Genomic DNA, 19,694 nt, shown 5'->3' on the forward strand with positions numbered 1-19,694 from the left:
CTACCCGCTCGCCGGCATCCTCGGCGACGACGCCGCGACGGTCACCGGATCCGGACACCGCGACACCCCGCCGGCCGACGCGCTGTCGGCGGGCCTCGCCGCCCTGGGCGCCGCCGACCCCGCCTGCGACTGGGCGCCCGCCGTCCCGGCCGCCAACCGCCCACCGCTGCGTGGGTTCCCCAACGCGCCGATGCGGGCGGTGCACCTGTGGGTGGCCCCGGACCGGCTCGCTGACGCAACGCCGCCCGCGCCGGCGCTCACCGTCGCCGTCGAGGACTGGCAGGCCGCGGCGCCGGTCGCCGACCGGCCGGGCGCGCTGACCATCGGCCTGCACGCCGACGAAAGCTCGGCCGAGCTGGCCCGGCGGATCACCGAAGCCATTGCGGCACAGGGTGACTCCCGCGTCGTCGCGCCCGTCGAGGCCGAGATCCTGGTCGTCATCGCCCCCGCCCTCGATCACACCGACCCCGCCGCGGCGATCGACCACATCGGGCGCCGTCCCGACGCGGGCCTACCCGACTACGCCGGCCTGATCGGGCCGCGCTGCCGCGCGGTGTGGCTGCTCACCGCGCGCGCCGAACAGGTGGGCGCCACGGCCGAGGCCCCGGCGCAGGCGGCGCTGGCGGCCGGCGGGGTGTCGCGGTGTCCGGATCCGGTGACCGTCGCGGCGTCGTCGCCGAGGATGCCGGCGAGCGGGTAGAGCAGCGACGGGTGCGCGGACAACTCGACGAACGTATCCGCGCCGAGCTCGCGGGCGCGCTGCACGGCGAGGTCGAACCGCACCGTGCCGCAGAGGTTTTGATACCAGTAGTCGGTGAAGTCGGCGGCTGGGTTCACCTCGGCGCCGAAGGTCGATCCGACGAACGTGATCGCTGCCTCGCGAAACGCCGAGCGCGGCGTCAGCTCGGCGAGGTCGGCCCGCAGGCCGCGCAACGCGCTGGTATGGCCGGGGTAGTCGACGGCGAGCTGGTGCGCGAAGACGTCGCGTTCCCGGGCCAGCCGCGTCGCGGCGGTCACCGCGTCGTGGTCGCCGGCGATGACGGTCGACGACGGCCCGTTGACGGCCGAGATCTCGAGCCAGCCCGGCGTCTCGGACAGCAGCGCCTCGGTCTCCGGCGCGCCGATGCCGAGCACCGCCATGGCGTAGCGACCCGTCAGCCGGCCGACGACGTTGGCGCGGGCCACCACCAGCGCGACGGCGTCGGGCAGCGTGACCGTCCCCGCCACGTACGCCGCGGCGACCTCGCCCAGGCTGTGTCCGACCGTGAACTGCGGCGCCACCCCGCACCGTTGCCAGGCCGCGGCCAGGCCGACGGCGTGGGTGAACTGCGCCCCCTGGATCTCGCGGCGCGACCAGTCACGGTCGTCGGCGCCCGCCAGATACGCTAGGGGGGAGGGCGTTTCGGCGTCGACAAACGCCTGCGCGCATCGGTCGGCGGCCGCGCGGTAGGCCGGCAGCCGCCGGTAGGCGTCGGCCCCCATGCCGGGCCACTGATTGCCCTGGCCGGGGAACACGAAGGCGATCCGCGGCGGCGTCGTCGTCGAGGACCGCGCGACGAGCGGGTGCTCGTCGCCGCCGGCGACCGCCGCCAGCGCCGCGGCGAGTTCGGCCCGATCCGCCGCCCGCACGACCGCGCGGTGACGCCGCACCCGCCGCAGCCGGAGCAGCGTGGCCGCGACCGCGGCGGGAACGTCGGCGGGATCTCCCAGGACCGGCGCGCGGTCGAGGTAGCGCAGGATCGCGGCGGCGTCCTGACGGATCAGCTCGGGGTGGTGCGCGCTCAGCAGCACCGGGGTGCGCCCGTCGGGCAGCGCGTCGGCGAGCATCACGCGACCTCAGGCATGGAAACGATGAGGTGCGCGTTGGTGCCGGCGATGCCGAACGCGGACGCGACTCCCGTGCGCTGGCCGTCGACCGCCGGCCACGGCGTCAGGGTCTGCGCCAGGCGTAAACCCTGTGCCTCCCAGTCGATTTCGGGGCTAGCCTCGGCGGCGTGCAGGGTGGCGGGGATGGCGCCGCGATCGGCGGCGACGAGCACCTTGGCCAGCCCGAGCGCCCCCGCGGCGGCCAACGAATGGCCCACGTTGGATTTCACCGACCCGAGCAGCGCGCCGGTGCCAGGGTCGGTGTCGCCGTAAGTCTGGGCCAGCGACCGCAACTCCGTGCGGTCGCCCAGGCGGGTGCCTGTGCCGTGCCCCTCGATCATGCCGACGTCGCCGGGCTTGATGCCGGCCTGGGTCATGGCCCGTTGGAACAGCCGCACCTGCGCGTCACCGCTGGGTGCGCTCAGGCCGGCGCTGCGCCCGTCCTGGTTGATGGCGGTGCCGCGCACCTCGGCCAGGATCGGTCGCCCGGCGCGGATGGCGGCCGACTTGCGTTGCAGCACGAACATTCCCGCGCCCTCGGCCCAGACCGTCCCGCTGGCCTGTGCGCTATAGGGACGGCAGAAGCCGTCGTCGGACAGCGCGTGTTGCTTGGAGAACTCGACGAAAAAGCCCGGCGATCCGAGGACGTTGACGCCGCCGGCCAAGGCGAGGTCGCAGTCGCCGTTCTGCACCGCGCGCACCGCGACGTGGCAGGCGACCAAAGCCGACGCGCAGGAGGAATCGAGAGTGACCGCCGGGCCGCTGAGCCCGAGCGTGTAGGCGATGCGCCCGGAGATCACGCTGAGCGCGGTGCCGGCGAGCAGGTGGCCGCTGTGTTCGGAGAACCGCGCCATCTCCGGGCCGTACCCGGTCGCCGACGCGCCGACGAAGCAGCCCACATCGTGCCCGGCGAGGTCGTCGGGGTTGATGCCGCTGTTCTCCAGCGCGCGCCACGCCACCCGCAGCGCCACCCGCTGCTGCGGATCCATCGCGACGGCCTCCCGCGGCGAGATTCCGAAGAATTCGGGATCGAAAGTGGCCGCGCCGGTGAGGAATCCGCCCCGGTCGTGGATCTGCTTGAAGCCGCCGCGGCGGGAGCCGGCGAGCAGCTCCTCGACCGCCCAGCCGCGATCGGTGGGGAACGGACCCAGCGCCTCACGGCCGTGGGACAGCAGGTCCCAGTAACTCTCGACGCTGTCGATGCCGCCGGGCGCCTCGACCCCCATGCCGACGATGACGACGGGGTCAGACGGGGCCTCGAAACGGGAATCGAAGGGACCGTCGAAGTCGTTGCCGGATAGCGTCATGCGTTCACCTGTGCGGCGATCGCGTCGACGTGGTCGTAGACGTAGAAGTGGCCGCCGTCGTACAGCGACAGTTCAAACGACCCCGCCGTGTGCCTGTCCCACAGCCGCAGCACGTCGGCATCGATGCGGTGATCGGCGCGGCCGCCCAGCACGTGGATGTCGGCGCGGATGCGGGCGTCCGGGCTGGGGTCGTAACGGTTGAACGCCTGGTAGTCGGCGCGCACCGCGGTGGTCAGCAACTCCGAGAATTCTTCGTCGGCAAGCAGTTCCGGGTCGGTGCCGCCCAGGTCGGCGATGTCCGCGAGCACCGCGTCGTCGCTGGTCGGCAGCTCGGGCATGTCGGCGACGACGCACGGCGGCGGGCCGGCCGACACCCACAGCTTCTGCACGCCCACGCCGCGTTCCTCGGCGATCCGGGCGAATTCGAAGGCGACGACGGCGCCCATGCTGTGCCCGAAGAGTCGCAGCGGCGTGACACCGTGCCACGGCGCGGCGGCGAACAGATCCTCGGCCAGGGCGTGCACGGTCTCATGCGGGGGCTCGGCCAGCCGGTCGGCCCGCTGCGGGTATTGCACGACGTAGGTGTCGGCGCCCGCGGCCAGCGCGGTGGCGAGCACCCGGTAACTCGCGGCGGCGGCCCCGGCGTGCGGGAACACCACGATGGCACCCGCGCGGGGGCTCGCGGTGCGCCCGGGCGTCAGCTTGATCCAGGACGGGAACGTCGGCGGCGTGCTCACCAGGTTATGCAAAGTCATTGCGACGCCGACGAGTTCGCGGCCTGCTGCGCGGACGCCAGCACCGATTCGGCGTCCATGCCGATGACCTCCAGATACAACTCGGCGACCTGGTCGAGCCGGCCCGGATCGCCCTCGCGGGCGGTGAGCAGCTCGGCGAGCGCGGCGACGGTGCGGTTGGCGAAGACGTCGGCGACCATGACGTCCGGGCTGTCGAGCCAAGACCGCATGCGCGCGACGGCTTGGGTGGCCAACACCGAATCCCCACCGAGGGCGAAGAAGTCGTCGTCCACGCCGACGTCGTCGCGACCCAGCAGGTCTCCGAGGATCGCCGCCAAGGCGGACTCCAGCGGCGTCGACGGCGCCCGGTGACCGGGCCGCCGCGCACCGGACACCGCGGCCTGCAGGTCCCGCGCGACGGCCCGGCGGTCGAGCTTTCCGGCGTCGGTGAACCCGATCCGCTGTACAACCACTATGTGGCGCGGAACCATATGTGCGGGAACAAGATCGGCGAGCGCAGCACCGATCCGCTCGGCGGTCAGGGTGGCGTCGTCGGCGTGCACCTGCGCGGCGAGCACGTCGGCCTCACCGGACGCGGTGATCAAGGCGGCCACCGCGGTGCGGACGCCGGGCACGCGCCGCAGCGCGGTCTCCACTTCGCCCAGCTCGACGCGGTACCCGCTGATCTTGACGCGGTGATCGGCGCGGCCGACGAACTCCAGCGTGCCGTCCGGCCAGTACCGCACCACGTCCCCAGTGCGATACCACGTTCGGCCGTCGTGCTCGACGAAGCGCTCGGCGGTCAGCTCGGGGCGGCCGCGGTAGCCGCGGGCCAGGCCGCGGCCCGTCACCCAGTACTCCCCCGGCACCCAGTCGGGACAGTCGGCGCCGTTGTCGTCGACCACCCGGCAAGCGTTGTTGGGCAGCGGAATACCGAACGGCAGTGCCACCCAGTCGGCCGGCAGCGCGTTAGTGTCGCCCACCTCGAAAATCGTGTTGTGGACCGGGGTTTCGGTGGCCCCGCCGAGGCCGGCGAAGCGTAGCCGCGGCGCCTCGGCGCGTAACCGGTGCACCACCTCGGGGCGCACCCAGTCACCGCCCGTGGGCACCACCCGCACCGACGACAGCCGCCCGTGGCCGACCTCGACCAGCATCTCCAACCAGCCGGGCATGAAATGCAGCACGCTGACCCGGTGGGCGTCGATCAGCCGCGCCCAGGCGTCGGGGTCGCGGCGCTGCTCTTCGTCGACCATCACGATCGCGCCGCCGGTCCGCAAGGTGACGAAGACGTCCATCACCGAGATGTCGCCCTCCAGGGTCGACAGGGCCAGGCAGCGGTCGGCGGGGCCTATGTCGAAGTGCCGGCCGATGAATTCCACGGTGTTCATCGCCGCGTCGTGGGTCACTTCGACGCCCTTGGGCTCGCCGGTGGATCCCGAGGTGAACAGGACGTAGGCCAGTTGCGCGGGATCGACTGGGGCGGGCTCGATCTGGGCGCCGCCGGCGCCGGCGAGGATGTCGGCCAGCGGCAGCGCGGGCACCGGCAGCGACGGCCGCTGCCCGCCGCCCACCACGGCCACCCGCACCCCGCCGGTGCCCAGGATGCGTTCCGCTCGATCGCGGGGTTGGTCGGCGCCGATCGGCAGGTACGCGGCGCCGGCGGACAGGATGCCCAGCACCGCCGCAACCTGTTCGGCGCCCTTGGGTCCCAGTAGCGCGACGGTGTCGCCGGCGGTCACGCCGGCGACACGCAGCGCCCCCGCCACGGCCAGCGCCTGGTCACGCAGCTGCGCGTAGCTGAGGTCACCGGAGCTGGCGAACACCGCGGGCGCGTCGGGCTGGCGGCGCGCCTGCCGGAAGAAGCCGTCGTGCAACGCTTCCCCGCTCGGTGCGGCGGCGCGGCCGTTGACCGCGTCACGCACCGCCCGCTGCGCGGCGGGCAGCGCCGGCGGACCCGACGCCGTCCAGGCGTCGTCGTCGCCGGCCAACCGCAGCAGTTCGTCGATGTGGTGGGCGAACATGGCGTCGACGACTCCCGGCGCGAAGACCCCTTCGCGCACATCCCAATTCACCAGCACGCCGCCGTCGAACTCGGTCACCTGCGCGTCGAGCAGCACCTGCGGGCCCTGCGAGATGATCCAGCCCGGCGTGCCGAAGTGGTCGGTGACCGCGGGGCCGAACAACTCGCCGAGGCCCAGCGCGCTGGTGAACACCACCGGCGCCAGCACCTGCGTCCCGCGGTGGCGGCTGAGGTCGCGCAGCACCGCCAGCCCGGGATACGCGGAATGGGCCGCCGCCGTTCGCATCGCGTCCTGCAGCACCTGCGCGCGCGCCGCCGCGGTGTGCACCCCGATCAGGTCGACGTCCAGCAGCAGCGAGGAGGTGAAGTCGCCGACCAGCGCTTCGACGTCCGGGTGCAGTGCCTGGCGGCCGAACAGCGGCACGTTGAGCAGGAATCGCGACGACGCCGACCAGCGCGCCAGGGCGTGGGCGAACGCCGCGGCCAGTGTCATCGCCGGGGTGACGCCGCGGGCCTGCGCGCGGGCGAACAGCGCGTCGCGGGTGTGCGGGTCCAGCCAGTGCCAGCGCCGGCTGCTGCGCCGCTCGCCGGTCGCGGGCGCGCGCGCCGGCAGGGCCGGCGGGTCGGGCAGCTGCGGAATGCGCTGCGCCCACCAGGCCCGGTCGGCGTCGCGGGCGGGCTGCGGCCGCGCCTCGGCCGCCTCGACGGCGCGGCGGTACTGCCGATAGCTGTAGCCCAAGGCGGGCAGGTCTTGCCCGCCGTAGAGGGCCGCGAGGTCGGCCATCAAGGTGCGGTAACTCATGGCGTCGGCGGCCTGCATGTCGAGGTCGACGTGCAGGCGCGACCGGTGGCCGGGCAGCAGGGTCAGCGTCAACTCGAAGACCGCCCCGTCGAGCTGCTGGTGCGACTTCGCGTCACGCACCGCGGCGAGCCGCTGGTCGACGGCGTCCGCGTCCAGGTGCCGCAGATCCTCGACCGCGACGGGGAACTCGGCGGCGGTTGCGGGGATGCGCTGGGTGCCGTCGGGCAGGAACTGCACCCGCAACATGGGGTGCCGGCGCGCCAGCGCGGTGGCGGCCGCGCTCAGCCGGTCCGGATCGAGGGGGCCGCCGTCGAATTCGACGTAGAGGTGCCCGGCGACGCCGCCGAGTTGCTGCGTGTCCTGGCGCCCGACCCACATGGCGTGCTGCATGGGGGCGAGCCCGAACGGCTCGTCGGCGGCCTGCCCCTCGGCGGGGTCATGCCGGTCGGGTGGCGCCTGCGGGTCGGCGGCGTCCGCCGGCGTCCCCGCGTCGACCAGCGCTGCCCACGCCTCGACGGTGGGGTCGGCGGCGAGCATGGCGAAGTCGACCGCGATGCCCTGACGGCGCCAGCGGCCGGCCAGGGTCATGATCCGGATCGAGTCCAGCCCATGGCCGATGAGGTTGCTACCCGGCTCGATGGCGTCGACTCCGACGCCGAGCAGGTCGGCGACCGCTGCCCGGATCTCGTCCGAGCGCGCCGAGGCATGCACTACGAGCCCCTCCTGAGAATTAGCACAGGCTTCCCTAATTTTTTGGTTACCCTATCGTCGATCCCGGCATCCCCGCTACTACGCCCCCGTGTGAGGAATTCCATGACGCCGCAAACCCGCCGGCCGCCGACCCAGGACGGCTCGTTGGAAGGGTTCGTCCCGTTTCCCGCCGAGCGCGCCGCGGCCTACCGGGCGGCGGGCTACTGGGCCGGGCGGACCCTCGACAGCGTCCTCGCCGACGCCGCGGCCCGCTGGCCCGAGCGGACGGCCGTCGTCGACGCCCTCGCCCCGGACTCCGGCCTCACCTACGCCGAGCTGGACGAACAGGCGCACCGCGCCGCCGTCGGGCTGCGCGGTGTGGGCATCGCGGCGGGTGATCGCGTGCTGCTGCAGCTGCCCAACGGCCGCGAATTCGCGGTCGCGCTGTTCGGCCTCCTGCGGGCCGGCGCCATCCCGGTGCTGTGCCTGCCCGGCCACCGGGCGGCCGAGTTGAGCCACTTCGCGGACGTCAGCGGTGCCACCGGCCTGCTGATCGCGGACGCGACGAGCGGGTTCGACTACCCGGCCATGGCCGCCGGCCTGGTGGCCGAGCATCCGGTGCTCGAGCACGTCATCGTCGACGGCGAGCCGGGCCCCTTCATCCCGTGGGCGCGGCTGCGCGACCGGGCGTCCGCCCCGTTGCCGGCGCCGCGGCCGGACCCGTCCTCGCCGGCGGTGCTGCTGGTGTCCGGCGGCACCACCGGCACCCCCAAGCTGATCCCGCGCACGCACGACGACTACCTGTTCAACGCCACCGCCAGCGCCGAGGTCTGCCGGCTCACCGCCGACGACGTCTACCTGGTGGCCCTGTCGGCCGGCCACAACTTCCCGCTGGCCTGCCCGGGCCTGCTCGGCGCGATGACGGTCGGCGCCACCACCGTGTTCGGCGCCGACCCCAGCCCCGAAGCGGCCTTCGCGGCCATCGACCGCCACGGCGTCACCGTGACCGCCTTGGTGCCGCCGCTGGCCAAGCTGTGGGCGCAGGCCTGCGAGTGGGAGCCGGTGACACCGAAAACCCTGCGGCTGCTGCAGGTCGGCGGCGCTCGGCTCGACCCGGCCGACGCCCGCCTGGTGCGCACCGCGCTCACCCCGGGCCTGCAGCAGGTGTTCGGCATGGCGGAGGGGCTGCTGAACTACACCCGCCTCGACGACCCGCCCGAAGTCGTCGAGCACACCCAGGGGCGGCCGCTGTGCGCGGCCGACGAGCTGCGCGTCGTGGACGCGGCCGGGCACCCGGTGGCCCCCGGCGACGAGGGTGAACTGCTGGTCCGCGGGCCCTACACCCTCAATGGGTACTTCCGCGCCGAGCGCGACAACCAGCGCTGCTTCGACCCGGACGGCTTCTTCCGCAGCGGCGACCTGGTCCGGCTGCGGCCGGACGGCTACCTACAGGTCACCGGCCGGGTCAAGGACGTGATCTGCCGCGCCGGTGAGACCATCTCCGCCGCCGACCTCGAGGAGCAGGTGCTCAGCCACCCCGCGATTTTCGCGGCCGCCGCGGTACCGTTGCCCGACCCGTACCTGGGTGAAAAGATCTGCGCCGCCGTGGTTTTCGACGGCACCGCGGTCACCCTGGCGGAGCTCAACGCCCACCTGGACGGGCGGGGCGTCGCCGCGCACACCCGGCCCGACGTGCTGGTGGCGCTCCCCGCGCTGCCCACCACCCCGATCGGCAAGATCGACAAGAAGGCCCTCGCCGCGCAGCTGGGCGCAGCCACCGGAAACTGAGCCGCCCCTCGACGGAGCGGCAGCGCGGCGATTCGATAGCCGACCGTGACCGGATCGTGTCGCGACACGTGCTGCGGCGCCACGGTTTCGCCGACGGCGCGGGCCCACAATGCGGGAATGACGTCACCGCGCGAGCCGGCGCGCGAGTTCTCGCGCCAGGCCTTCCTGCGAGCAGCCGCCGGGATGTTCGCCGCGGGCACCGCGCTCGGTTCCGCGGGCGCCGCCTGGGGATCCGGGCGGGCTGCCGCCGCGCCGAACGCGCCCACGGCGGGCTGGAACGGCCTGTCGTCGGCAATCACGGGGCCGGTGGTGCTGCCGGACAACGGTCAATTCGGTGCCGCGAAGGCGGTTTTCAACACCAACTACAACGGCTCGACGCCCGCGGCCGTCGTCGTCCCGCACTCGGTGGCGGACGTGCAGAAGGCGATGGCGTTCGCGGCCGCCCACAACCTCAAGGTCGCCCCGCGCAGTGGCGGGCACTCCTACGTGGGCGCGTCGACGGCCAACGGCGCCATGGTGCTCGACCTGCGCCAGCTGCCCGGCGGTGTCAACTACGACCCGGCCACGACGACCATCACGGTGACCCCCGCGACGAGTCTGTACGCCATGCACGAGGCGCTAGCCGCCGCCGGACGCGGCATTCCGACCGGCACCTGTCCGTCGGTGGGCGCCGCGGGGCACGCCCTGGGCGGTGGCCTGGGCGCTCAATCGCGGCACGCGGGCCTGCTCTGCGATCAGTTGACGTCGGCGTCGGTGGTGTTGCCAGGGGGTCAGGCGGTCACCGCGTCCGCGACCCAAAACCCGGACCTTTTCTGGGGTTTGCGCGGCGGCGGTGGCGGCAATTTCGGGGTGACGACGTCGCTGACGTTCGCGACCTTCCCCACCCACGACGTGGACGTCGTCAACCTGAACTACCCCGCGCAGGCCTTTGCGCAGGTTCTTCTCGGGTGGCAGAACTGGCTGCGTACCGCCGATCCCCAGAGCTGGGCGCTGGCCGACGCCACCGCCGACCCGATGGGCCCGCATTGCCGCATCATGGCGACCTGCCCGGCCGGTTCGGGTGGCAGCGTGGCGGCTGCGGTCACCAAAGCCGTTGGGCTGCAACCGGCGGGCACCGACAGCCACACGTTCAACTATCTGGACCTGGTGCGGTACCTGGCCGTCAACAACCTCAACCCGTCGCCGCTCGGGTACGTCGGCGGGTCCGACGTCTTTCAGAGCCTCACCCCGGCCGCGGCACAGGGAATCGCGGCCGCCTTCAACGCCTTTCCCGGGGGCGCCGGGCGCGCTCTGGTGATCATGCACGCCCTCGATGGCGCGCTGGCCACGGTGGCGCCGGGCGCCACGGCCTTCCCGTGGCGCCGGGACGCTTCGCTGGTGCAGTGGTATGTCGAGACGGCCGGTGATCCGGCGGCCGCCACCGGCTGGCTCAACACCGCACACCAAGCGGTGCAACCGTATTCGGTGGGCGGCTACGTCAACTACCTCGAGGCCAACCAGCCGGCATCGCGGTACTTCGGCCCCAACCTTCCGAAGCTGAGTGCCGTCAGGCAGAAGTACGACCCGAACCGGGTGATGTTCTCCCCCTTCAACATCTGACCCGCCGGCTAGCCGGCTCAGTGCCGGCTCAGCGTCAGTGTCCCCGCGGTCCTGAGCACCTTGCTGGCGGTGATCTTCTCCGCCCGGCGCGCCTCGCGCGCGAGGTAGCGCTGCTTGGATTCCTCGAACTTCTCGCAGCTGTCCTCGAGCTCTTTGACCAACAGCGCGAGGTCATCTCGCATCCACGCGGCCTCGCCGGTAAAGTCTTCGCGCTCGAACACCCGCCACTTCTTGAGCACCGGCATGACCACCTCGTCGAGATGCATGCGCGGGTCGTAGACGCCGCCGACGGCGATGATCACCGCCTTGCGCCGAAACTCCGGGACGGTGAAGCCGGGCATCTTGAAGTTGCGCAGGATCCGATGCACCGACCGCATCGCCTGGTTAGGGGCGATGTCCAGGCCCGCCGCGCTGACGTCGCGGTAGAACAGCATGTGCAGGTTTTCGTCGTGTGACACGCGGGCCATCAGCTGCTCGGCGATGCTGTCCTCGCTGAGCTTGCCGGTGTTGCGGTGCGAGACGCGGGTCGCCAGTTCCTGAAACGAGACGTACATGACCGAGTCGAACAGGCTCTCGGCAAACATGTCCCCCTGGCTGTTCTGGCCCGGGCTGAAGCCCCGGGTCATCTGCTCCATGCGGAGCTTCTCGAGCTCCACCGGGTCCACTGCCCGCGTGACGACCAGGTAGTCGCGCAGCGCCGTGCTGTGCCGCGCCTCTTCGGCCGTCCAGCGGTTGATCCACTGACCCCACGGGCCGTCCGTGCTGAAGTTCATCGCGATCTCGCGGTGATAGGACGGCAAATTGTCCTCGGTCAGCAGGTTCTGGACCATCGCCACCTGTGCCACGTCGGGCAGCCGGCTCTGGCCGGGCTCCCAATCCTGGCCGTCGAGCGCGTAGAAGTTCTTCCCATCCGACCACGGGACGTAGTCGTGCGGGCTCCATTCCTTGAACATGGACAGGTGGCGATTGAGCAGCGCCTCGACCACCGGTTCGAGTTCGTGCAGCAGCTGCAAATTCGTCAGATCCTTGGTCACGGCGCCCTCCCAGCTACCTCGTGCGGCCGCGCGCAGTATCTGTGTCACGCGGTTACACCAAGATGGCACGCTGCCGAAAACCGCAACTAGGGCCGAAAGTCCCGTCGGGGCCTTTCCCATCGCACGGCCGCCGAGTGGAGGTAGGCGCACAAGACGTTGGCCACCCCATCCAACGTGGTGACCCGCAACCCCTAGAGGCGGGGAATCAGATAGGGCGCCAGCGTGGACAGCTTCTCGCAGGTTTCCTCAAATTCGCGTTCCGGCGTGGACTCTTCGATGATGCCGGCGCCGGCGCGCAACCACGTTTCGCCGTTGCTTTCGTAGGCGGCGCGCAGCGTCAGCGCGGCGTCCAGACTACCGTTGGCCGAAATCATCACGACGGCACCCGAATACAGGCCGCGTGGCCCCTCGTCGAGGCGCAGGATCGCGTCGACGCCGCCGGCTTTCGGAATGCCCGAGGCGGTGACCGCGGGGAACAACGCCTCCAGCGCGTCCATCCTGTCGTTGGCCGAATCCAGCCGCCCGCTGACCGTGGAGCCAAGGTGCTGCACGCTGCCGCGTTCGCGCACCGTCATGAAGTCGGTGACCACCGCGGTGCCCGGCTCGGCGATCTCGGTCATCTCCTGCAGCGAGCTTCGCACCGAAATGGCATGCTCCACAATCTCTTTGGAATTCGATTCGAGCTCGTCGCGGGCCTGCCGGTCGCGGATTTCGCCGCGGCCCAGCGCGCGGGTGCCCGCCAGCGGTTCGGTGACCACCGTCCCGTCTTGGCCGACGGCCGCCACCAGCTCGGGGCTGTAACCGACCGCGCGCATTCCGGCCAGCCGCAACAGAAAGGACCGCACGGGCGTGTTGTGTCGTCGCGCCAGCCGATAGGTCGACGGAAAGTCCAGCGGGAACGGCACTTCGACGCTGCGCGAGAGGATCACCTTGTGATACGCACCCGCGGCGATCTCCTTGACGGCGGCCGCGACGCGGTCGCGGTATCCGGAGGGGTCGGCGTGCACGTCGACCGGGCGCGCCTCGCCCAGTTGCGGCACTCCGTCGCGCAGCAGTTTCACGACGGCGTCGCGGTGGGCGTCCGTCGCGTCGACGAACCGGATCGCCTCGCGGGTCACCACGATGCGAATTTCGGGCCAGAACAGGCGGGCCAGCGGGGTGCGCGGCGCCAGCCGACGCTGCAGACCGTAGCGATACACGCCGAATTCGAAGGCGATCCAGCCGAACAGCTGTTGGGTTTCCAGCAGCAGTCTGTCGGTGGCCTCACCGAGGACCGGGCCGGGCCGCCCGGACCACGACTGGCGCTGCGTGACGCCGTCGCGCAGGATCCGAAGCTCGTCGCTGTCCAGCTCGATCATCGCCCGCACGCCGCTGGCCAGCACCCATTCGCCGCCCTGCTCGTAGAGCAGGTACTCGTCGCCGGCCCGTTCGGGCAGGCTCACGGCCAGCTGGGCCGCGAGATCCGCCGGATCGACGTGCGGGGGAAGCGGGATCGACGGTGACGCGGAGCCGGCAGGACTTGTCTCGACGCTCACCTCGGTCACGGTTAGTAAATGTAGCCTAACCTATGTAAAAGTGTGCAACCCGCTCCGACCGCCCCGCGCCCGGGCCGCCGTCATTCAGCTAAAACTCGTGTGGAGTTAAAGCGCCGACTCGCGCGGTGGGTCGGCGCGCGAGCCGCGCGCTGACGCCCTGTGCAGCGTATCCGCCCTGTTCAACCGGCCACCCAAAGAGGTGGTCACCGGCCAGTCCGGGGCTCGCCCGGCCGGCGCCATCCCCAAACGTTTCCCAGCCGTTCACCTCGTGGCAGCGCCGCACGCCGCTTTCGTAACCGGTTGTCCTTAGGATGGGTACCTATCTGGCGAACCCGTTGTCGGGCGCGACGCATGCACGACGGCCGGACATGCTCCGGGAAAGGAGTGGCGTCGGTGAGCCCCTGCGTACACCCCCGTTGCTCGCCGTCGTGGCCGCCCGCCACGCCCCGGTCTCGGCTTGAGAGGAACCCGATGTTCGTGATCCGGCTTTTCAATGGCGAGGAAATTCAGGCGAGTGAGGGCGACGAACTCGAAATCAATCAGCAGACCGGCGTCCTTTCGGTTTCTCGAGTCGACGGTTTCGAAGAAATCACCACGCATTACTCGCCGTCCGCCTGGGCGTCGGTGACGCACCGAAAAAAGGGTGCCGGGGTTCGGCCCTCGCTGATTTCGTCTAATCGCTGAGTCACCGCCCTCGCCCACAGCGTTTGCACAGCAACCTCACACCATTCTCCATTGTGACGTACCTCCAGCCAGCGGCTGACCTGGACCGGTTAACACGCCCGTAACCAGCACTTTTGCCCGACTCGACACGTCCACACGGGTTGTGCATTTCGAGTGGCGGATTGACTGCGGCAGGGCTAAATTTTGTGCCGGTCGTCGGGATGTTCGTTGTTGCTCCGGCTTGCGGACGGTGCTTCCCTGATCGCCGCGGAACACTAGGGAGGCAACGATGCTGCACGAGTTCTGGCAGAACTTCACCCATAACCTCTTCAAGCCGCTGCTGCTGTTTTTCTACTTCGGCTTTTTGATCCCGGTCCTTAAGGTGCGGTTCGAATTCCCGTACGTCATCTACCAGGGCCTGACGATGTATCTGCTGCTGGCCATCGGTTGGCACGGCGGTGAGGAACTCGCGAAGATCAACGCTTCCAGCGTGGCTGTCATCGTCGGTTTCATGGCGCTGGGGTTCGTGCTGAACTGCGCGATCGGCGGGCTGGCCTACTTCGGGCTGAGCCGCCTCAAATCGCTGCGCAAGGTCGACCGAGCGACGATCGCCGGCTACTACGGGTCGGATTCGGCGGGAACGTTCGCCACCTGCGTGGCCGTCCTGGCCGCCGTCAACATCGCCTTCAACGCCTACATGCCCGTGATGCTGGCGGTCATGGAGATCCCGGGCTGCCTCGTGGCGCTCTATTTCGTTGCGCGACTGCGTCATCGGGGGCTGGACGCGGCGGGCTACATGCCCGACGAGCCCGGCTACACCGCGCCGGCCAAGGTCAGCGTCGGCCCGGGAACCGCGGCCCAACCCCCGCACGGCCAGAGCCTCGAGGCGGAGACCACGCGCGGCGTCGAAGAAGAGTTGGAGTTCTCCCTGGAGAAGCTCGAGCACCCGGATTGGGAGCCCGCCCCGCCGGCGCCGAAAGGCAAGAAGGGGTCTCTGTTTTCCCGGGAGCTGTTCCAGGAGGTGTTCCTCAATCCCGGGCTGGTGCTGCTCATCGGCGGCATCATCATCGGCCTCGTCAGCGGCCTGCAGGGGCAGAAGGTCGTGGCGGACGACGACAAGTTCTTCGTCATGGCGTTCCAGGGCGTGCTGTGCCTGTTCCTGCTCGAAATGGGCATGACGGCGTCGCGCAAGCTCAAGGACCTCCGGTCGGCGGGCTTGGGCTTCATCGTGTTCGGCTTGGTGGCGCCCAATGTCTTTGCGACGCTGGGCATCGTGGTGGCGTGCAGTTACGCCTCGCTGACGCACACCGACTTCAAGACCGGCACCTACGTGCTGTTCGCGGTCCTGTGCGGCGCGGCGTCCTACATCGCGGTTCCGGCGGTCCAGCGCCTGGCGATTCCCGAGGCCAGCCCGACGCTGCCGTTGGCCGCGTCGCTGGGCTTGACGTTCTCCTACAACGTGACCATCGGGATTCCGCTCTACATCGAGATCGCCCGCATCTTCGAACGCCTATTCGGCGTCTGACGGCACGGTCAGTCCAGCAGCGTCCGCACGACCGCGTCGGCCAGCAGCCGCCCCCGGGGCGTCAGCACCAGCCTGCCGTCGCCGGGCGACAAAAGCCCGTCCCGCACCGCGACTTCGGCGCGTTCGCGTTCGGCGTCGCTCAGCGAGGTCAACGGAAGACCTTGGCGCAGGCGGGTTTTGAGTAGCACGTCCTCGGTGTGCAGCGCTTCGGCGTCGAGTTCCTCGAAACCCGCGACGGGAAGCTCAGCGGCGGTGAGCTTCTCGGCGTAGGCGTTGGGATGCTTGACGTTCCACCAGCGTGTCGCGCCCACGTAGCCGTGCGCGCCCGGCCCCGCACCCCACCACTGGCCGCCGTCCCAGTAGCCGAGGTTGTGGCGGCACGCACCGCCCGGCCGCGACCAGTTGGACACCTCATACCAGGTGAGCCCGGCATCGGACAGCCGCGTATCGAGCAGTTCGTAGCGGTGGGCCAACACGTCGTCGTCCGGTGCCGCCACTTCCCCGCGCCGGACGCGCCGGGCCAGCGCGGTGCCCTCCTCGACGACCAGGGCGTAGGCGGACACGTGGTCCACGCCGGTCTCGATCGCCGTATCGACCGAGCGCAGCAGGTCGTCGTCGGTCTCCCCCGGCGTCCCGTAGATCAGGTCCAGGCTGACGTGCTCGAAGCCGGCCGCCAACGCCTCGCGGGCGGCCGCGGCGGACCGATTCGGGGTGTGGATGCGATCGAGCACGCCCAGCACCCGCGGCGCCACCGACTGCATCCCCAGCGAGATCCGCGTGAAGCCGGCCGCACGGGTGGCGTCGAAGAAATCCGGCCAGGCGGACTCGGGGTTGGCCTCGGTCGTGATCTCGGCGTCGGGCGCCAGTGTGAAATGGTCGCGCACCATGTCCAGCAGCCGGGTCACGCGGGCGGGCCCCAGCAGCGACGGGGTGCCGCCACCGACGAAGACGGTGTCCACCGTGGGTCCGCCGAGGCGCGCGGCCGCCAGCGACAGCTCGATCCGCAGCGCGTCCAGCCAGGCGTCGGGGTTCACGCCGCCCAGTTCGGCCGGCGTGTAGGTGTTGAAATCGCAGTATCCGCACCGGGTGATGCAGAACGGCACGTGGACGTACAGACCGAACGGGCGCCCGTCGGTGGCCTGCAGCTCGGGCAGGACGACCGATTGCTCGCGAAGGGTCATGCCAAATGATCCCACGCCGGGCCACCCGGCACCGTCCGTCGCCGTCCAGCAAATCCGGCGGGCCGCCCTATTTCCCGCAAAGTTGGCCTGATCTACCAATTTTGCGAAGTAATTTAAATCACCTTGAGGCCAGATTTGCCCTGCTGAAATGGCTCATCCGGGAGCGTGGCACAATGGTCTGGTGCCTGTCGCCCTACCTCGCCCGCGCGTTGCGTTAGTGGCGCGGCGGCACATTGATCTCAAGCGCGTCTGCAGCTGTATCTGTCTGCCTTGATGTCGTAGACCCAGCCCATCTGTGTCTCCAGCTGGCCGACGGTTCTGCGTCACCTGACGGTGTCGGTGAACTGCGCTGCCCGGGTTGGAGATGTTCGCAAAAGGAGAACCTCCGATGACCACAGCCCGTCCCGCGAAAGCCCGTAACGAGGGCCAGTGGGCACTGGGGAATCGCGAGCCGCTGAACCCCAACGAAGAGATGAAGCAGGCCGGCGCCCCGCTGGAGGTGCGCGAGCGCATCGAGAACGTCTACGCCAAGAACGGCTTCGACAGCATCGACAAGAGCGACCTGCGTGGCCGATTCCGCTGGTGGGGGCTGTACACCCAGCGCGAGCAGGGGTACGACGGCTCGTGGACGGGCGACGAGAACACCGACAAGATCGAGGCCCGCTACTTCATGATGCGGGTCCGGTGCGACGGCGGCGCCCTCTCGACCGCCGCGCTGCGCACGTTGGGCCAGATCTCCATTGAATTCGCCCGCGACACCGCGGACATCTCCGACCGCGAAAACATCCAGTACCACTGGATCGAGGTGGAGAAGGTTCCCGAGATCTGGCGCCGCCTCGACGCCGTCGGGTTGCAGACCGCCGAGGCGTGTGGCGACTGCCCGCGCGTGATTCTCGGCTCGCCGCTGGCCGGCGAGTCGCTGGACGAGGTGTTGGACCCGACGTGGGCGATCGACGAGATCGTGCGGCGCTACATCGGCACGCCGGAGTTCGCCGACCTGCCGCGCAAGTACAAGACCGCGATCTCCGGTCTGCAAGACGTGGTGCACGAGGTCAACGACATCGCCTTCATCGGCGTCAACCATCCCGAGCACGGTCCCGGGCTGGATCTGTGGGTCGGCGGTGGCCTGTCCACCAATCCGATGCTGGGCCAGCGCGTCGGGGCCTGGGTGCCGCTGCACGAGGTTCCCGAGGTGTGGGCGGCCGTCACTTCGATCTTCCGCGACTACGGCTACCGCCGCCTGCGGGCCAAGGCGCGGCTGAAGTTCTTGATCAAGGACTGGGGCATCGAGAAGTTCCGGCAGGTTCTCGAGACCGAGTACCTCAAGCGGCCGTTGATCGACGGTCCGGCGCCCGAACCGCTCAAGCACCCGATCGACCATGTCGGGGTGCAACGGCTCAAGAACGGGCTGAACGCCGTCGGCGTCGCACCGATCGCGGGCCGCGTCTCGGGCACCATCTTGGCGGCGGTCGCAGACCTGGCCGAGCGCGCCGGTTCCGATCGGGTCCGCTTCACGCCGTACCAGAAGCTGGTCATCCTCGACGTGCCGGACGACAAGCTCGACGACCTGCTCGTCGGGTTGGAGGACGTGGGCCTGCAAGCTCGACCCTCGCAGTGGCGGCGTAACTTGATGGCCTGCACGGGAATTGAGTTCTGCAAGCTGTCGTTCGCTGAAACACGGGTCAGGGCGCAGAGTTTGGTGCCCGAGCTGGAGAGCCGACTCGAGGATCTCAACTCCCAGCTCGACGTCCCGATCACCGTCAACATCAACGGTTGTCCGAATTCGTGCGCGCGCATCCAGATCGCCGACATCGGCTTCAAAGGCCAGATGGTCGACGACGGTGAGGGCGGCTCCGTGGAGGGATTCCAGGTCCACCTCGGCGGCAGCCTGGGCCTGAACAGCGGGTTCGGCCGAAAATTGCGGCAGCACAAGGTCACCAGCGAGGAGATGGGCGACTACATCGAACGTGTCACGCGCAACTTCATGAAATATCGCAGCGCCGGTGAGCGTTTCGCCCAGTGGGCCATGAGGGCGAATGAGGACGACTTACGATGAATGATCAGGCAACGAAACTACCCGAAGCCAGGCTGCGCGAGATCGCGGCGCGGGCGGCGGTCGAGCTCGAGGGCGCAAGCGCCACAGACATTTTGGCGTGGACCGACCGGACCTTCGGCGGCTTCAACGGCCCCCGCGGCTGGGCCACCTGCAACTACGTGGTGGCGTCCAGCATGCAAGAGGCCGTGCTGATCGACCTGGCCGCCAAGGTCCGCCCGGGCGTGCCGGTCGTGTTCTTGGACACCGGATATCACTTCGCCGAGACCATCGGCACCCGTGACGCGGTCGAATCCGTTTACGACATCCACGTGCTCAACGTCACCGCCGAGCAAAGCGTCGCCGAGCAGGACGCGCTGATGGGCAAGGACCTGTTCGCGCGTGACCCCGGGGCCTGCTGCCAGCTTCGCAAGGTCACCCCGCTGCGCAAGGCGCTGCGCGGCTATTCGGCGTGGGTCACGGGTTTGCGCCGCTCGGAGGCGCCGACGCGGGCCAACGCCCCGGTGGTCGGTTTCGACGAGGGGTTCAAGCTGGTGAAGATCAACCCCTTAGCCACCTGGACCGACGCGGACGTGCAGGACTACATCGACGACAACGGTGTGCTGGTGAATCCTCTGATCGAGGAAGGGTATTCATCGATCGGGTGCGCTCCGTGCACGGTGAAGCCGCTCGCGGGGGCCGATGCCCGCAGTGGCCGCTGGCAAGGCTTGGCGAAGACGGAGTGCGGGCTGCACGCCTGACACCGCGTCAGCGAGCGGCCAGCGCGCCGCACTCTTGGATGCGCGCGTTGTGTAATCAGCTAGCGCCGGCGCTAGCGGAGTCTGGTCGGTGGGTCGAGCACCACAGCTCGCGGGCGAGTGAGGCCGGAACGCTGAAAAATCTGTCATCCGCAGATGC

The 19,694-nt window shown here is 70.1% G+C and carries 13 protein-coding genes and 2 pseudogenes; 8 read left to right on the forward strand and 7 right to left on the reverse strand.

Features of this window, described 5'->3' with window-relative positions:
- Nucleotides 1–700: pseudogene (locus tag A5714_RS26865) on the forward strand (hypothetical protein); the annotation flags it as partial.
- On the opposite strand, the pseudogene A5714_RS02160 reads toward A5714_RS26865, so the two are convergent.
- From A5714_RS02160 to A5714_RS02175, 4 genes and pseudogenes are all read right to left on the reverse strand, one after another.
- Nucleotides 589–1,827 (reverse strand): annotated as a pseudogene (locus A5714_RS02160) (acyltransferase domain-containing protein); the annotation flags it as partial. The pseudogenes A5714_RS26865 and A5714_RS02160 overlap by 112 nt on opposite strands.
- Nucleotides 1,827–3,173, reverse strand: coding sequence for a polyketide synthase (locus A5714_RS02165; RefSeq protein ID WP_068068537.1), 1,347 nt, complete (start codon nt 3,171–3,173; stop codon nt 1,827–1,829). The gene A5714_RS02165 and the pseudogene A5714_RS02160, both read right to left, overlap by 1 nt.
- A complete protein-coding gene (locus tag A5714_RS02170) occupies nt 3,170–3,928 on the reverse strand; it encodes a thioesterase II family protein (protein WP_068282301.1) in 759 nt (252 codons plus the stop codon). The genes A5714_RS02165 and A5714_RS02170 overlap by 4 nt, the downstream gene beginning before the upstream one ends.
- A complete protein-coding gene (locus A5714_RS02175) occupies nt 3,925–7,440 on the reverse strand; it encodes a non-ribosomal peptide synthetase (protein WP_068282303.1) in 3,516 nt (1,171 codons plus the stop codon). The genes A5714_RS02170 and A5714_RS02175 overlap by 4 nt, the downstream gene beginning before the upstream one ends.
- Nucleotides 7,441–7,542: 102 nt before the next feature.
- On the opposite strand from A5714_RS02175, the gene A5714_RS02180 reads away from it, so the two are divergent.
- Together A5714_RS02180 and A5714_RS02185 are read left to right on the forward strand one after the other, a co-directional pair.
- Nucleotides 7,543–9,207 (forward strand): (2,3-dihydroxybenzoyl)adenylate synthase, encoded by a 1,665-nt coding sequence (locus A5714_RS02180; protein ID WP_068282323.1) that lies wholly within the window; start codon nt 7,543–7,545, stop codon nt 9,205–9,207.
- Nucleotides 9,208–9,324: 117 nt separating this feature from the next.
- A complete protein-coding gene (locus tag A5714_RS02185; RefSeq protein ID WP_068068525.1) occupies nt 9,325–10,806 on the forward strand; it encodes an FAD-binding oxidoreductase in 1,482 nt (493 codons plus the stop codon).
- Nucleotides 10,807–10,823: 17 nt separating this feature from the next.
- Here the strand turns inward: A5714_RS02185 and A5714_RS02190 are convergent, their stop codons facing one another.
- Complete coding sequence (locus tag A5714_RS02190; RefSeq protein WP_068282305.1) at nt 10,824–11,840, reverse strand: acyl-ACP desaturase; 1,017 nt, start codon at nt 11,838–11,840, stop codon at nt 10,824–10,826.
- A gap of 191 nt (nt 11,841–12,031) precedes the next feature.
- Nucleotides 12,032–13,384, reverse strand: coding sequence for a salicylate synthase (locus tag A5714_RS02195; protein ID WP_068282309.1), 1,353 nt, complete (start codon nt 13,382–13,384; stop codon nt 12,032–12,034).
- A 462-nt stretch (nt 13,385–13,846) separates the two neighbouring features.
- Here A5714_RS02195 and A5714_RS02200 point away from each other — a divergent pair, with 462 nt between their 5' ends.
- The gene (locus tag A5714_RS02200; protein WP_068068516.1) at nt 13,847–14,059 is read left to right on the forward strand and encodes a hypothetical protein; all 213 of its coding nucleotides are present in this window, start codon (nt 13,847–13,849) and stop codon (nt 14,057–14,059) included.
- 268 nt (nt 14,060–14,327) lie between these two features.
- Nucleotides 14,328–15,563: a sodium-dependent bicarbonate transport family permease gene (locus A5714_RS02205; RefSeq protein ID WP_068282312.1), complete on the forward strand. Its 1,236-nt coding sequence runs from the start codon at nt 14,328–14,330 to the stop codon at nt 15,561–15,563.
- Between the two features lie 8 nt (nt 15,564–15,571).
- Here A5714_RS02205 and hemW read toward each other — a convergent pair whose 3' ends face one another.
- Complete coding sequence (gene hemW / locus A5714_RS02210; protein WP_068282314.1) at nt 15,572–16,744, reverse strand: radical SAM family heme chaperone HemW; 1,173 nt, start codon at nt 16,742–16,744, stop codon at nt 15,572–15,574.
- A gap of 148 nt (nt 16,745–16,892) precedes the next feature.
- On the opposite strand from hemW, the gene A5714_RS27530 reads away from it, so the two are divergent.
- The 3 genes from A5714_RS27530 (at nt 16,893) to A5714_RS02220 (ending at nt 19,537) form a co-directional block, all read left to right on the forward strand.
- Nucleotides 16,893–17,018 (forward strand): Ms4527A family Cys-rich leader peptide, encoded by a 126-nt coding sequence (locus tag A5714_RS27530; protein WP_369828290.1) that lies wholly within the window; start codon nt 16,893–16,895, stop codon nt 17,016–17,018.
- A 114-nt stretch (nt 17,019–17,132) separates the two neighbouring features.
- Nucleotides 17,133–18,800, forward strand: a complete 1,668-nt coding sequence (locus tag A5714_RS02215) for a nitrite/sulfite reductase (protein ID WP_068282317.1) — start codon at nt 17,133–17,135, stop codon at nt 18,798–18,800.
- Nucleotides 18,797–19,537: a phosphoadenylyl-sulfate reductase gene (locus A5714_RS02220; RefSeq protein ID WP_068068506.1), complete on the forward strand. Its 741-nt coding sequence runs from the start codon at nt 18,797–18,799 to the stop codon at nt 19,535–19,537. Before A5714_RS02215 ends, A5714_RS02220 begins: the two co-directional genes overlap by 4 nt.
- Nucleotides 19,538–19,694: the final 157 nt, after the last annotated feature.

Origin of the sequence: Mycobacterium sp. E2462 (assembly GCF_001672685.1) — a bacterium.
Classification (GTDB): Bacteria; Actinomycetota; Actinomycetes; order Mycobacteriales; family Mycobacteriaceae; genus Mycobacterium.

Coding starts and splice junctions, on each gene's coding strand:
- hemW (WP_068282314.1), bottom strand. CDS start 16,744: ATGACCCTTCGCGAGCAATCGGTCGTCCTGCCCGAGCTGCAGGCCACC.
- A5714_RS02215 (WP_068282317.1), top strand. CDS start 17,133: ATGACCACAGCCCGTCCCGCGAAAGCCCGTAACGAGGGCCAGTGGGCA.
- A5714_RS27530 (WP_369828290.1), top strand. CDS start 16,893: ATGGCTCATCCGGGAGCGTGGCACAATGGTCTGGTGCCTGTCGCCCTA.
- A5714_RS02165 (WP_068068537.1), bottom strand. CDS start 3,173: ATGACGCTATCCGGCAACGACTTCGACGGTCCCTTCGATTCCCGTTTC.
- A5714_RS02220 (WP_068068506.1), top strand. CDS start 18,797: ATGAATGATCAGGCAACGAAACTACCCGAAGCCAGGCTGCGCGAGATC.
- A5714_RS02205 (WP_068282312.1), top strand. CDS start 14,328: ATGCTGCACGAGTTCTGGCAGAACTTCACCCATAACCTCTTCAAGCCG.
- A5714_RS02170 (WP_068282301.1), bottom strand. CDS start 3,928: ATGACTTTGCATAACCTGGTGAGCACGCCGCCGACGTTCCCGTCCTGG.
- A5714_RS02180 (WP_068282323.1), top strand. CDS start 7,543: ATGACGCCGCAAACCCGCCGGCCGCCGACCCAGGACGGCTCGTTGGAA.
- A5714_RS02185 (WP_068068525.1), top strand. CDS start 9,325: ATGACGTCACCGCGCGAGCCGGCGCGCGAGTTCTCGCGCCAGGCCTTC.
- A5714_RS02200 (WP_068068516.1), top strand. CDS start 13,847: ATGTTCGTGATCCGGCTTTTCAATGGCGAGGAAATTCAGGCGAGTGAG.